Here is a 13815-nt window from a genome sequence, read left to right on the forward strand (position 1 = left end):
CGCACGAAACGGCGCGGCTGGTACGGACGCGCCGTTTTCCTGTCTCGAGCCAGCGCCGGTCTATAGCAGGATCGCGCCGCCGCTCGGACTGTCCTGCCTGGCGATCGCCGAGTAGGCGGCGGCCAGCAGCGCTGGGTCGGGCCCTTCCAGGCGACCGGGCTTGGCCAGGCCGTCGAGCACGACGAAGCGCAGCACGCCGGAGCGGGTCTTCTTGTCGGTCTGCATGGCGTCCAGCAGCTGGGGGAGCGCGTCGGCGTCATAGCTGGTCGGCAACCCGATGGCGGTCAGGATGGCCCGGTGCCGGTCGGCGGTGGCGTCATCGAGGCGCCCCGCGAGGCGCCCCAGTTCGGCGGCGAAGACCAGCCCCACCGAGACTGCCGCGCCGTGCCGCCAGCGGTAGCGTTCCCGCCGCTCGATCGCATGTCCGAGGGTGTGGCCGTAGTTGAGGATCTCGCGGAGGCTGGACTCCTTCAGGTCTGCCGCCACGACGTCGGCCTTCACCTGGATCGCGCGGCGGATCAGCTCGGGCAGCACCGGACCGGTCGGCTCGAGTGCGGCCTCTGGGTCACGCTCCACGAGATCTAGGATCACCGGATCGGCGATGAACCCGGCCTTGATGATCTCGGCCATCCCTGCCACGATCTCGTTGCGCGGCACCGTTTCCAGCGTGGCCAGGTCGACCAGCACGGCTGCGGGTTCGTGGAAGCACCCGACGAGGTTCTTGCCTGCCTCGGTGTTGATGCCGGTCTTGCCGCCCACCGCCGCGTCGACCATCGCGAGCAGTGTGGTGGGCACATGCACGATACGCACCCCGCGCATCCAGGTGGCGGCGACGAAACCGGCCAGGTCGGTCGCCGCGCCGCCGCCGATGCTGACCACGACGTCGTTGCGGGTCAGGCCGATACGCCCGAGCACCTCCCAGCAGAACCCGGCGACGGCGAGATCCTTGCCTGCCTCGGCATCCGGGATCTCGATTCGATGTGCGTCGATGCCGGTGTCGGCCAATGCTTTCCGCACCACCTCGGCGGTCTCGGCGAGCGGCGGCTGGTGGAAGACCGCGACGGTGCGCACCCCCGTGGTCGCCCCGGCGACCGCTTCGACGAGTTCGCCGAGCAACCCGCGGCCGATGATCACCGGGTACGGGTCGGCGGTCCGGACTTCGAGACGACTCGGCTCTGTCACGTGGCTTGCTCCGATTCTGTTGCTGCTGTTGTCGACTGTTGCCGTGCCCTGGCGCGGGCTCGTCGTGCGCGGGCACGCCTGGTTCGGCCGCCTGCTGATAGGTCACCGGCGCCGGCTGCGGCGGACGCATCGGGTTCGCTCGTGGCCCCTCTGCGGGCGCGACGGACCCGACCGGTTGCGGTGTCGCTCGGTTCCTGCGCGCGACCGGCGGCGGTATCGGTGGTCTCGCCGTGCTCCGCGGCTCGGCGTCGAGCCGCAGCCCTGGCTCTAGCGCGGCGCCGGGCCCGGGATCGGCCACTGCCCTGCGGGGTGGCGCTGGGCGGCCGGCGATCCGGGTCGGTCGCGACCGGCTCTGGCGGTGCCACGCCGAGCTTGGACATGATCATCCGTACCACCCGGCTTGGACTGCGGCCGTCGGTCCGTACCCGGATGGTGGCCACCTCACGGTAGAGCGGTCGGCGCGTGCGCATGAGTTCGCGGTACTTCGAGCCGGGATCCGCGCCGTTGAGCAGTGGCCGCTGCGTGCTCGCTCCGGTACGCCGAAGGCCCTCGGCCACACTGATCTCCAGGTAGACGACGGTGCGGTTGCCCAGCAGCGCCCTGGTGGCCGCCGACAGCACGGCGCCGCCGCCGAGCGACACGACTCCGCGCTCGGCCAGGATGGCCCGCCGCACCACCTGCTCTTCGATTCGCCGGAATCCGGGCTCGCCGTCTTCGGCGAAGATCTCGGCAATCGTGCGACCGGTCTCGCGTTCGATGCCGGCGTCGGTGTCGTACAACTCGACGCCGAGCTCTCGGGCGAGCTTGCGGCCGATCGTGGACTTGCCCGCTCCCGGTGGTCCGACCAGCACCACGCGCGGGACGCGCGGATCGGTCTGCACGATCATTGTGACCGACTGTCCGCGGAAATATGCGGACGGATACCGATGCGCTTGATGTAGCTGGTGATGTTGTCGACCGTCTCGGTGAGCGAGTCGCCGCCGAACTTCTCCAGCGCGGCCTGAGCCACGACCAGCGCCACCATCGATTCGGCGACCACGCCCGCAGCGGGCACGGCGCACACATCCGAGCGCTGGTGGATGGCCACCGCTTCGGCGCCCGTCGTCATGTCGACCGTGGACAGCGCGCGCGGCACCGTGGAGATCGGCTTCATCGCCGCACGCACACGCAGCGCCTCGCCGTTGGTCATACCGCCCTCCAAGCCGCCCGCGCGGTTGGTCGAGCGCTGCACACCGTCCGGACCGGGCCGCATTTCGTCGTGCGCCTGGCTGCCGCGGCGGCGCGCGGTCTCGAAGCCGTCGCCGACCTCCACCCCCTTGATGGCCTGGATGCCCATGAGCGCGGCCGCGAGACGCGAGTCGAGCCGGTTCTCGCCGCTGGTGAACGAGCCGAGGCCGACCGGAAGTCCCTCGACGATCACCTCGACCACGCCCCCCAGGGTGTCGCCATCCTTCTTGGCCGCCTCGATTTCGGCGATCATCGCGGCCTCGGCGTCTTTGTCGAACGCGCGCACCGGGCTCTCGTCCACCGTGGCGAGATCGGTGGCGGTCGGCACGACGCCGGTCGTGTTCTGCGCGGTGCCGATCGAGACCACGTGTGAGACGACCTCGGCGCCGAATGCCTGGCGCAGGAAGTTGCGCGCCACGGTGCCCGCTGCCACGCGCGCCGCGGTCTCCCTGGCGCTGGCGCGCTCGAGGACGTTGCGGGCGTCGTCGAAGTTGTACTTGAGCATGCCGGAATAGTCCGCATGCCCGGGGCGGGGCCGGGTCAGCGGAGCGTTGCGAGCCAGCTCGGCCAGTTCGGCGGGATCGACCGGGTCGGCCGACATCACCGTGACCCATTTCGGCCACTCGGAGTTCGCCACCTCGATGGCGACCGGGCCGCCCATCGTGCGTCCGTGCCGCACGCCACCGATGACGGTGACCTTGTCGGCCTCGAACTTCATCCGTGCGCCGCGCCCGTATCCCAGCCTGCGGCGCGTCAGCTGCGCGGAGATCTCCTCGGACGTCACCTCGACGCCCGCCACCATCCCCTCCACGATGGCGACGAGAGCGGGACCATGGGATTCTCCGGCAGTTATCCAACGCAGCACGTCGACTATCTTCCCATGTCGGCGCCCGTGCTCCGGAAAGTGGCCGGTCGTGGCCACGGGCACGCCGTCGGCAGGCCCGATCACGCGGTACGGGGCGGTCAGCGGGCGATCACGATGGCGCGATCCACCGACCGCAGCAGTGCCTCGCTGACCGAGCCGAACAGCAGGCGACCCAAGACACCACGACCGCGGTTGCCCACGACGAGCAATTGGCCGTCGCGTGATCGGTCGAGCAGGCGGCGCTGCGGACGGTCGCGGACGACCTCACGCTGAATAACCACATCCGGGTACCGCTCCTGCCATCCGGCCAGGCTCGTGGCCAGTACCGCTTCCTCGGTCCGGCGCAACGCCGTCCAGTCGATGCCGGCTGCCGCCGGTGGCTCGACCGCGCCCCAGGTGTGCACCGCGATCAACTCGACCCCGCGCAGGGATGCCTCGGTCACGGCCACCTCGATAGCGGCCTGCTCGGCGGTGGATCCGTCCACCCCGACGATGACCGGGTGGGTGCCGGCGCGGTCCCACAGCGGCGCCTCGGCGGGCACCACCGCGACCGGGCAGTCCGCATCTCTCGCGACAGCCGTGCTGACCGACCCCAGCAGCACGCGCCGAATCCGGCCGAGGCCGCGTGTGCCGACCACGAGCATCGTGGCGCTGCGGGAGCGCTCGATCAGCGCGGTGGCGACGTGCGCGGTGCGGATTTCGGTGCCGATCGCTATGCCACGCACCACGTCCGCGGCAGCCTCGGCTGCCTTCGCGGCGCGTTCGATCGCCTCATCGGCTTCATGCACCCGCAGCAGCGCGGCCGGACGCGGCGGATCGTCGGTATCGGAGGCGGGCGGCGACTCCATGACGAGCTGGATGTGCAACGGCGCGTCGTGCAGAGCGGCGGTCTGTGCCGCCCAGCGCACCGCGACGATCGACTCGGCGGACCCGTCTGTTCCCACGACGATCGGCCTCCGCGACGGATGCCTCGAATTCACTCGGCGGCTCCTTCTCGACGCTGCATCGCTGTCCTGGCGCACTCGAGTGGCAAGTCGCCGAACAGCCACGCCTCGCTTTCGCAGCTCGGGCGTCTGCTCGGAGAAGCCATTGTCTGCGATTGATGTTACCGACGAATTGCGCTGGATTCGCTGGCATCACCATCCGTTTGGTGGGTCGTCCTGCTCGCGCCTTCGATGCGGAGCCTTCCGGGCGGTGACAGCGGAACTCAGCCCGAGTCGATCACCGGGGCCGCCAGGACCAGCAACGTCGACAGACACATCGAGGGACCGTGGGGCACGGTGAACCGGGTGCTTCCCGGGCCGTCGGTGTCCGACGAACGCACGCGCCGAGCCACCAGCGCCACGGACGCGAGGCACGCGGTGAGCATCGGTGCGCCGAGCGCCGCCCAGGCCCACGCCTGCGCACCGCCGAGTGCGGTCGCCCCACCCAGGCTGAACGCGAGTTTGACGTCCCCCGCGCCCAGCGCGGCGGGTGCGGCCAAGTGCACGAGTAGATAGGGCGTAGCGAGAAACACCGCACCGAGCGCTACGACGGCGAATTGCTCTGCGATCAGGGCATAAACGAGTACCGCCAACGCGCCCAAACCGGTCAGTCTGTTCGGGAGGCGCCGGTCGCGGAGGTCGAATACGGTCAATGCCGCACACCACATGACGAGGGCGGTGAATGCCAAAGGAGACATGCCTCCACCTTCGCCTGGCGGTGGCCTCCCGGGAATCGACGCGGGCCGAATTGTGGAGAACATGGCCGAATGTGAACAGTGGATGTTCCGAACATGGGTCTCGGTGGACGAAATGATCTGTGCACCATTGCATTACGTCGGGATCCCCACTGATCGAGCCCGGTCGGCCGAGTGTCGAGCACGTGTTGTGTGTCGGGCTGCGGCGTGTCGGCGGTAGTTTTGACCCATGCGTTCCGATCGCCCGGGCCACGCGCCCGACTACGCGGCACGGCGTGGCGCGCTGCGCAGCCTGCTGGTGGAGAACAGGGTGGACGCCCTGCTGGTCACGGATCTGGTGAACATCAGATACCTGACCGGGTTCACCGGTTCCAACGCGGCGCTGCTCGTGCACGCCTGGGACACGCGCTCCGCCGAGGACCGCAGCGTGATCAGCACCGACGGCCGCTATCGGACCCAAGTCGCCGAGCAGGTCCCCGACCTGCGGGCGGAGATCGCTCGGGCCGGCGCACGCCGGATCGTGCAATTGGCCGGGGAGTGGCAACTCGGCCGGGTCGGCTTCGAAAGCCAGGTCGTCACCGTCGACCAGCACCGCGGCTTCCTCGAGCAGCGGACCGGTCTGGACTTTGTCGCGACGCCCGGACTGGTCGAGCAGTTGCGCATGGTCAAGGACGGCTACGAAGTCGACCAGCTGCGCGCCGCGTGTGCCGCCGGCGACGCCGGTCTCGCCGCGCTGCTGGAGCGCGGTGGACTGCGCCCCGGCCGCACCGAGCGTCAGGTGGCCCGGGATCTGGAATGGGCCATGTTCGACCACGGCGCCGAAGCGGTGTCGTTCGAGACCATCGTGGCGACCGGAGCGAACTCGGCGGTCCCGCATCACCGGCCGACCGATGCGGTCCTGGCGGTGGGCGACTTCGTCAAGCTGGACTTCGGCGCCGTGATCGGTGGCTACCACTCCGACATGACCCGCACTTTCGTGCTCGGTGCGCCGACCGACTGGCAGCGGGAGGTGTACGCGCTGGTCCAGCAGGCGCAGCGGGCCGGGCGCGAGGCTCTGGGCCCCGGGGTGCCGGTGGCCGACGTCGACGCGGCGTCACGCGCGGTGATCGAGGCTGCCGGGCACGGCAAGTTGTTCGTGCACGGTCTCGGGCACGGGGTGGGGCTGCAGATCCATGAAGCGCCCGGAATCGCGAAAACCGGAACCGGTACACTTTTGTCCGGCGTGGCGGTGACCGTCGAACCAGGTGTGTACTTTCCCGGCCGCGGCGGGGTCCGGATCGAGGACACGCTCGTGGTACGCGAAGGGGGCCCGGAGCTGCTCACCCACACCAGTAAAGACTTGACCGTCGTCGACTGACGCCGGTCGGCCCGAGACCAAGTGGTAGAACGAGGAGATCCGAAGACAGTGGCGGACACCAGCGACTTCAAGAACGGCCTTGTGCTGAAGATCGACGGTCAGCTCCAGCAGATCACGGAATTCCAGCACGTCAAGCCGGGCAAGGGCCCTGCCTTCGTGCGGACCAAGCTGAAGAACGTCGTGTCCGGCAAGGTGGTCGACAAGACCTTCAACGCCGGTGTGAAGGTCGAGACCGCCAACGTCGACCGCCGCGACATGACCTACCTCTACCACGACGGCTCCGACTACGTCTTCATGGACGGCGAGACGTTCGACCAGCTATCCATCACCGAGGAGACCATCGGCGGCGGAGCGCGTTTCCTGCTGGAGAACATGACCGTGCAGGTCGCCACGCACGAGGGCGCTCCACTGTATGTCGAGCTGCCGGTCTCGGTCGAGCTCGAGGTCACCCACACCGATATCGGCCTGCAGGGCGACCGCTCCACCGGCGGCACCAAGCCGGCCACCTTGGAGACCGGTGCCGAGGTTCAGGTCCCGCTGTTCATCAACACCGGCGACAAGCTGCGCATCGACTCACGCGATGGCAGCTACCTCGGCCGGGTCAACGCCTGATCCGCGCACCAGCCGAACCGGGATGATGTAACCGTGGCGGAACAGCCCGTGGACAAGAAGTCCACGTACAAGAAACTCGGTGCTCGGCACAAGGCCCGCCGGCGTGCGGTGGACCTGCTGTTCGAGGCCGAGGCCAGGGACGTCGACGCCGCCGAGTTGCTCGACGAGCGCGCCGAACTCGCCACCCGCGACCAGGCGGTCGCGCCGGTGCACGCCTACACCCGTACCCTGGTCGAGGGCGTTGCCGACGACCTCGACCGGGTAGACGGAACCATCGAGTCCTACCTGCAGGACTGGACTCTGTCGCGGCTTCCCGCCGTGGATCGTGCGATCCTGCGCATCGCGGTGTGGGAGTTGTTCCACGCGACCGATGTCCCACCGGTTGTCGCCGTGGACGAGGCAGTGGAGTTGGCGAAGGAGCTGTCCACCGACGACTCTCCGTCCTTCGTCAACGGTGTGCTCGGTCGAGTCGTCCTGGTTGCGCCGCAGGTGCGGGCCGCAGCGGCCGCCACCCGCGCGCCGCGCCGGGACCCGGAGGCGTGAACGCGGCTTTCCTCGGGAGGAATCCGTACGCTGACCGCGCGTTTGCGTGAGGTCGACAGCGCGACGCGACCGGTACCGCGATCAACTGGCGCGCGGATGGGCGCACCTTGCTGGGTGCGATCGACCCGGACGGCATGACCGATCCGTACGTCGTCGTCCTGTGCAGGGCGCATCCGCTGAGGCTGTCACGAAATCGGACGCCCGCCGCCGATCGTCGTCCGCCATCGCTCGCGCCACACTAGGATTTGCGCGAACAGCGACACCTTTGCGGCGAAACGGCGACCGAGGAAGGGACCGTCGATGGAGCGTACGACCTGCCTGGTGGTGGGCGGCGGACCGGCCGGGATGATTCTCGGACTACTCCTGGCCCGGGCCGGCGTAGCGGTCACGGTACTGGAGAAGCACAAGGACTTCTTGCGGGACTTCCGCGGCGACACCGTGCATCCCACCACCCTCGACCTGCTCGATGAACTGGGGCTCGGCGCGGAATTCGCGAAACTGCGCGCGCGAAAACTGGATCAGGTGCTGCTGCCGGTCGCGGGTGGTGTGCAGACGTTCGTCACGCTGAAGAATTTGCCGGGCAAGCACAAATACGTCGCCATGGTGCCGCAGTGGGATCTGCTGGATCTGCTCGCCCGCGCGGCCGAGGCCGAGCCGAGTTTCCGGCTGCGGATGAACACGGAGGCGACCGACCTGATGTGGCTCGACGGCCGGGTCGGCGGCGTCGCCTACCGGACCCCGGGCGGCGCGACCGGCGTGATCGAGGCCGACCTCACGGTGGCCTGCGACGGCCGGGGCTCGGTGCTGCGGTCGGCGGCGGGCCTGCCGACCCGCAAGTGGTCGACGCCGATGGACGTGTGGTGGTTCCGCCTGCCGCGCACCGAGATCGATCCGGCGGGCGCGCTGCCGGTCGTCACCGCCCGGCGGGTGGCGATCCTGCTCGATCGCGGCGACTACTGGCAGTGCGCGACCCTGATCGCCAAGGGAGCCGACAAGTCCGCCCGCCGTGGACCGGTCGAGGACATCATGCGGTCGCTGGCCGACGCCGCACCCTGGCTGAACGACCGTGTCGACGTCCTGACCAACTGGGACGAGGTAAAACTGCTGGAGGTGAAGCTCGACCGCCTGACCAAGTGGTACACCAACGGCCTGCTCTGCCTCGGCGACGCCGCCCATGCCATGTCTCCGGTCGGCGGCGTCGGCATCAACCTGGCCGTGCAGGACGCCGTCGCGGCGGCGAGGACTCTCGCGGCGCCGCTGCTCGCGGGCACGGTAGGCACCAGGGATTTGGCGAAGGTGCAGCGCCGGCGGTGGCTTCCGACGGCGGTCACGCAGGCGATGCAACGTTTCCTGCACGGATGGGCCATCGCACCGGCCCTCGAGGGGCGCGTCGATATCGCCAGCGTGCCGCGCGCCCCCTTGGCGGTGCGCGTTCTGCGCCGAATTCCCGTGCTGCGCAGCGTCCCGCCATTTTTGCTCGCCCGCGGCGTCCGTCCCGAACACGCCCCGCACTTCGCTCGCCCGATCTGATTTCCGGCGCTGAAAAGGGGCAGGCTCGGGCCGGAGCCGGACTTCGAGGTGATCGCAAGCCTTCGTGAGTTAGGTGGAACCGGTGGGCGGGGTCGCAATCCATCCCGCGACGACCGCTAAACCTGTGGGGCGGTGCACGGCGAGGAAGCCGAAGGGCCGGTCGAACGTCACCGAGACAACCGTCGCTTGGTGGCTACGCAGTACCGCGCTCGCCGCGCGTAAGCCGAACGCGGTCACCGCGGCGGCTTCGAAACCCTCGTGGCTGAATCGGGCCAGGACCTCTTGCGCTCCTTGCCCGATGCACAGCGGTACCGGGGAGATGGCGGGAAAGCGACCATTGGTGCAGTCGGTCGCCGTGGTCAGGCCGAACAGGACCGACCTGGTGAGCAGATCGTGCGTGGACCGAACCTCGAAGGGGGGCAGCCGAATCCACAGCTGATCGGCGTTGGTGCGGACGGGCTCGGTGCGCACGGTGAGCCCCGGGCCTTCGGTCCCGACCGGCAGGCCGGTGCGGATCGGCACCTCGTCGGACAAGGCCGCCAGCCCCGTCTCCAGTACGGTGCCGGGCGCGTCCGGACCGAGCAGGAGGTGGACGTCGAGATCAGCGGCACCTTCGACGACCACTCGCGTAACAGGCTGCGGTGCGTCCAGGATCGCGGCGTTCGCGAGATCGGTGCTCGTCCGGGACAAACCGGGCCCGCGATGCCCCTGCCAGGGGCCGTCTTTCGGTGCCAGCATCCCGATATCGAACGGCGCGCGCCACCGTGTCTTCGCGACAAGCGCGGTGGCGAGCGCCATCAGCGTCTCGGGATTCACCGAGAGGGGAAAGCGCTCGATGAGCCCATCGGTGTGCGCGGCCGCCCAGTTGTCCAGCTCAGCTTGCCCGGTCAACCGGGCGAGGACGCCTCGGGGCAGCCGCTGCGACCATTCCTCGTGCAGCGCAAGATCGTGGCGAACCCACACCCCGAGCGCGGCCGACACCGCCTCCGCCCGGTCGATATCGCGCAGCAACCGCAGCGCCGCGTCCTGCCCGGTCGCTGCGGGCAATCCGACCGCCGCGGCGAGCTCGTCCCGCGCCGAGCCCTGCGCCGCCGTCGCGAGCAAGGCCAGTAACGGCCACACGCCCGCGCCGGACACGACGAAGTCGCTCCGGCCCGCCACCGCACACCATCGAGCCGTGAGCCCATTGGCCGCACCGACATGCAGTTCCAGGGAAGTCCGCACGACCCCACACTATCCGCGGCGGCGCCAGGCTCGCGTTCCTACGACACGGTCGGCGAACGGCGGAAAGAGCGGGTGGACGCGGCGCGTAACCGGCGCGCGATCCTGGACGCCACCGCTGCGCTGCTCGCCGAGCACGGTGCCGAGGCGATCACCATGGACCGCGTGGCAGCCGCCGCCGGGGTCGGAAAAGGGACGATCTTCCACCGGTTCGGCAGCCGCGCCGGGCTGCTGCACGAAATGGTCGCCGAGAGCGCGCTCACGCTCATGACAGCGATTACCAGCGGCCCGCCGCCGCTGGGCCCCGGAGCGCCCGCTGATGCCCGCCTCGTCGCCTACTTCGACGCGATGACGCGGCTGGTGATCGACAATTCCGAGCTGATGGTCGTCTATCGCACCGTGCCACCGCATCCGCGGACCGCGGAGTTTCACGCGTTCTGGGACAACCACATCACCATGCTGCTGCGCGAAGCCCGTCCCGACCTGGATGCCGAGGTGGTCGGTCGGTTGCTGCTCGGCACGCTCAGCGGCGAGCTGGTGCAGCGGATGGTCCGCGCGGGTGAGACCGATCGATTGCTGGCCGCTGTCCGCGAGCTGGTCGAGTCGGTGCTGCGCACGCCCTGAGCGCTCACGTCCTCTGCCACGGCGCCGCGGGCCGGAACCTGGCGGTCAGTCGTGCGCGAGAATGGCGTCGAAACGCTCGTCCGCGCGATCGAGCTGTTCGAGGATGTGCTGGCGGACATGCTCGGCGAGGGGTGTATCCGGCCGGGTGACCAGGTCGCGGTAGACCGGGGTGAGCGGACGATACTTGGCCGCGAGTTTGGGCATCGCGGGACCGGCGTAGAGGATGCCGACGCCATTGTCGGTGAAGTCGGAGAGTTTGATGACGCGGGCCCATGGATCGCGGTCCAGGTTGGTCGCGATGTGCTCGCGGTACTGGGCTTGCCGGTCGCGCGACGGGTCGGGTTGCGGATTGGTCACAGCAGCTATCAGGTCGGCCACACGTTCGCCGAACCGGTCGGTGAGCGTACTCAGGGCGGCGTCGATGGTTGGACCGGGGCGGTCGGCGGCCAGTTCGCTCGCATGATCCTCGACCGAATCGTGGAGCAGGCCTGCCGCGACCACGTCGGGATCGGTGACCTCGTAGTAAGTGATGATCCGAATCGCCACACGCAGCAGATGGCTGAGATATGGTTCGCGGCCATAACGATCATCGCGATGCAGGTCCGTCGCGAGATCGAGTGCCGCCGCGAGCCGCGTCGTGTCGGGCAGTTCGGCGATTTCCAGCAGTAATCGTTCACGCAGACCAGCCTCGCCGTAGACCTCGCTGATCGTGTGCAGCGGCATCACGGCCAAGACCCCCGCCCCTGGATTGCTCATGGTGCCAGGCTATCGGGATCGGGTGACAAGCGAAAATGGTCGATACTGCCTCGGCGCTCGTCGCGCCCGCACCCTGTTGCCGAACGCGCGACGACGCGGGGCTGACCCGGGTGGGCGTCGCCCGGCGTGCGGTTGCGAGCCGAGCGGCGCCCGCGATTTCGCGGAGGTCTCCGCGCGTTCGTGCCCCTTGCGACGGTCACTCGTCCTTGGGTACCAAGGTGTTCTGCCTGGCCGCCGTGTACCAGCGATTGCCCTGCTTGACCAGGACGTAGAGCGCGATCATGGCGTGATCGCTGTCGAGGAGCGCGCCGTCGGCCGTGGTCGCCCACGCGCGTTTGTGCGCGATCGCGACGTCGGGGCGCAGGAACGTGATGTCGGCGACCTCGTAGCGGGCGTACTGGTCTTTCAGGAACCCGGCGAGACCACGGCGGTTCGCGTCGAGCAGCGAATCGAATCCGGCGATCAGCATGCCCGCCGCGTTGACGACAGCCGCGTTGGCGGTGAAGTCGGCGCTCAACAGCGCGGCATCGTTGGTATTGAACGCGGTCTCGGCGTTGGCGACGATCTGTCGAATCGCGGCGATGTCCTCGGTGTGGTCGACGGTCGTGTCCTCGACCAAGGGCGGTGTGAATGCTGTTGTGCTCATGCGAATGAGCTTCCGACCTCGACAGTGGTTGAGGTCAAGCGTCGCGCGCTGTTGCCCTGCACACAGCGGGCGGCCACGTCAGCGCACGCCGCGCGGACGGAACTGGATGCTGATCCGCGGGCCGGTGGGCTTGCGCGTCTTCGGCACGGCGTGCTCCCAGGTCCGCTGGCAGGAACCGCCCATGACCAGCAGATCGCCATGTCCCAGCACATATTTCATGCTGGGCCCGCCCCCGCGCGGCCGCAGGAGCAGCGCTCGCGGCGCTCCGATCGACACGATCGCGACCATGGTGTCGTGCGTCGCGCCGCGGCCGAAGGTATCGCCGTGCCAGGCGACGCTGTCGCGCCCGTCCCGGTATTGACGTCCTCCCTGCCCTGAAGGACGGGGATTCCGGCCTGCGAGCGGTATGCCGCGCTTCCGGTGGGTTCCTGCTTCACAGCCGGTTGCGCACCCGAAGACGCGACTGACACCAGCTCCACAGGCGTTGAACTGTCCGCACGTCCGGCGGCCAGAATGTTCATCGCGGCGTTCGAATCCCGGTCGTGGGATACGCCGCAGGTACACGTCCACTCGCGGACGTGCAACGGTTTCGGACCGTCGATCGCGTCGCATACCGAACACATCTGCGACGACGGGAAAAACCGATCCACCTTCCCGAAAGTGCGGCCATACCTCGCGGCCTTCTCCTTCACCATGCGAGTGAACAGGCCCCACCCCGCATCGTGCACCGACTTCGCCAGCCTCGTCCGCGCGAGACCTTTCACGCACAAGTCCTCCACGTACACCGCTTGGTTGTCGCGGATGATCATCGTGGAGTGCTTGTGCGCCCAATCCCTGCGCGTATCGGCCACTTTCGCGTGCGCCTTCGCAACCTTCAATCGAGCTTTCGCCCGATTCGCCGAGCCCTTCTCCTTACGAGACAGAGACTTTTGCGCCTGGCGAAGCGTGCGTTCGGCCTGCCGCAGGAACCTGGGCGAAGCGATCGTCTTGCCGTCCGACAGGACGGCGAATGTCGTCAAGCCCAGGTCTATACCCACCTCGGAATCGACCGAAGGTAGCGGTGCGTCGCCCACCCGCACCACGAACGACGCGAAATACCGGCCCGAGGAATCCTTGATCACTGTCACGCTCGACGGGTCCGAGGGCAGCTCCCGCGACCAGCGAACCGCTACGTCCCCGACCTTCGGCAACCGCAACTTCCCACCGGACGTGACCGTGAACCGCGCGTTCTTCGTGAACCGGATCGACTGCCGATTGTCCTTGCGGGAACGAAAACGCGGCGGTGCAACCTTCGCGCCTTTGCGTTTCCCGGATACCGACTGAAAGAAGTTCCGGTAGGCGGTGTTCAGATCGGCGAGGGCCTGTTGCAGGACCACACTGGACACCTCGGCCAGCCACTCGCGTTCCAGCGTGTTCTTTGCTTCGGTCAACCGTTTCGACAACTCGCTGTCCGGGATATACGCAAGCTTGCCGTCGAACGCGGCCCGGCGAGCCGCCAGCGCATCGTTGAACACCACCCGCGCGCAACCGAACGCTTTCGACAACGACCGCTGCTGACCCACGGTCGGGTAGAG

The 13815-nt window shown here is 68.7% G+C and carries 12 protein-coding genes and 3 pseudogenes; 5 read left to right on the plus strand and 10 right to left on the minus strand.

Going from position 1 to position 13815, the window contains the following annotated elements; all coding sequences use genetic code 11:
- Positions 1-60: 60 nt before the first annotated feature.
- The 5 genes and pseudogenes from aroB to ACT86A_RS07780 all read right to left on the minus strand — a co-directional run bounded on the left by aroB (position 61) and on the right by ACT86A_RS07780 (position 4955).
- Complete coding sequence (gene aroB, locus ACT86A_RS07760) at positions 61-1182, minus strand: 3-dehydroquinate synthase (protein ID WP_445091297.1); 1122 nt, start codon at positions 1180-1182, stop codon at positions 61-63.
- Positions 1183-1550: 368 nt separating this feature from the next.
- Positions 1551-2069: pseudogene (locus tag ACT86A_RS07765) on the minus strand (shikimate kinase); the annotation flags it as partial.
- On the minus strand, positions 2066-3274 hold the full coding sequence (aroC, locus tag ACT86A_RS07770) for a chorismate synthase (protein WP_445091298.1): 1209 nt from the start codon (positions 3272-3274) through the stop codon (positions 2066-2068). The pseudogene ACT86A_RS07765 and the gene aroC, both read right to left, overlap by 4 nt.
- Before the next feature lie 98 nt (positions 3275-3372).
- The gene (locus ACT86A_RS07775) at positions 3373-4218 is read right to left on the minus strand and encodes a universal stress protein (protein ID WP_445091299.1); all 846 of its coding nucleotides are present in this window, start codon (positions 4216-4218) and stop codon (positions 3373-3375) included.
- Positions 4219-4481: 263 nt separating this feature from the next.
- Positions 4482-4955 carry a prepilin peptidase gene (locus ACT86A_RS07780; protein WP_445091300.1) on the minus strand — a complete coding sequence of 158 codons (474 nt, stop codon included), beginning with the start codon at positions 4953-4955 and terminating at the stop codon, positions 4482-4484.
- Positions 4956-5181: 226 nt separating this feature from the next.
- Here ACT86A_RS07780 and ACT86A_RS07785 point away from each other — a divergent pair, with 226 nt between their 5' ends.
- The 4 genes from ACT86A_RS07785 (at position 5182) to ACT86A_RS07800 (ending at position 8994) form a co-directional block, all read left to right on the plus strand.
- Positions 5182-6309: a M24 family metallopeptidase gene (locus ACT86A_RS07785; protein WP_445091301.1), complete on the plus strand. Its 1128-nt coding sequence runs from the start codon at positions 5182-5184 to the stop codon at positions 6307-6309.
- A 48-nt stretch (positions 6310-6357) separates the two neighbouring features.
- The gene (gene efp / locus ACT86A_RS07790) at positions 6358-6921 is read left to right on the plus strand and encodes an elongation factor P (RefSeq protein ID WP_445091302.1); all 564 of its coding nucleotides are present in this window, start codon (positions 6358-6360) and stop codon (positions 6919-6921) included.
- A 33-nt stretch (positions 6922-6954) separates the two neighbouring features.
- Positions 6955-7464 carry a transcription antitermination factor NusB gene (gene nusB, locus ACT86A_RS07795; protein ID WP_445091303.1) on the plus strand — a complete coding sequence of 170 codons (510 nt, stop codon included), beginning with the start codon at positions 6955-6957 and terminating at the stop codon, positions 7462-7464.
- Between the two features lie 300 nt (positions 7465-7764).
- Positions 7765-8994, plus strand: a complete 1230-nt coding sequence (locus ACT86A_RS07800) for an FAD-dependent oxidoreductase (RefSeq protein ID WP_445091304.1) — start codon at positions 7765-7767, stop codon at positions 8992-8994.
- Positions 8995-9063: 69 nt separating this feature from the next.
- On the opposite strand, the gene ACT86A_RS07805 is transcribed toward ACT86A_RS07800, so the two are convergent.
- Positions 9064-10218, minus strand: coding sequence for a serpin family protein (locus tag ACT86A_RS07805; protein WP_445091305.1), 1155 nt, complete (start codon positions 10216-10218; stop codon positions 9064-9066).
- Between ACT86A_RS07805 and ACT86A_RS07810 the strand changes: the two genes are divergently transcribed.
- A complete protein-coding gene (locus ACT86A_RS07810) occupies positions 10195-10839 on the plus strand; it encodes a TetR/AcrR family transcriptional regulator (RefSeq protein WP_445091306.1) in 645 nt (214 codons plus the stop codon). The genes ACT86A_RS07805 and ACT86A_RS07810 overlap by 24 nt on opposite strands.
- A gap of 45 nt (positions 10840-10884) precedes the next feature.
- Here the strand turns inward: ACT86A_RS07810 and ACT86A_RS07815 are convergent, their stop codons facing one another.
- The 4 genes and pseudogenes from ACT86A_RS07815 to ACT86A_RS07830 all read right to left on the minus strand — a co-directional run.
- Positions 10885-11595 (minus strand): HD domain-containing protein, encoded by a 711-nt coding sequence (locus tag ACT86A_RS07815; protein WP_445091307.1) that lies wholly within the window; start codon positions 11593-11595, stop codon positions 10885-10887.
- 196 nt (positions 11596-11791) lie between these two features.
- A complete protein-coding gene (locus tag ACT86A_RS07820; RefSeq protein WP_445091308.1) occupies positions 11792-12241 on the minus strand; it encodes an SgcJ/EcaC family oxidoreductase in 450 nt (149 codons plus the stop codon).
- Between the two features lie 78 nt (positions 12242-12319).
- A pseudogene (locus ACT86A_RS07825) lies at positions 12320-12598 on the minus strand (alpha-ketoglutarate-dependent dioxygenase AlkB); the annotation flags it as partial.
- A gap of 209 nt (positions 12599-12807) precedes the next feature.
- Positions 12808-13803: pseudogene (locus ACT86A_RS07830) on the minus strand (RNA-guided endonuclease InsQ/TnpB family protein); the annotation flags it as partial.
- Positions 13804-13815: the final 12 nt, after the last annotated feature.

The organism is Nocardia glycosmidis, from assembly GCF_052545115.1.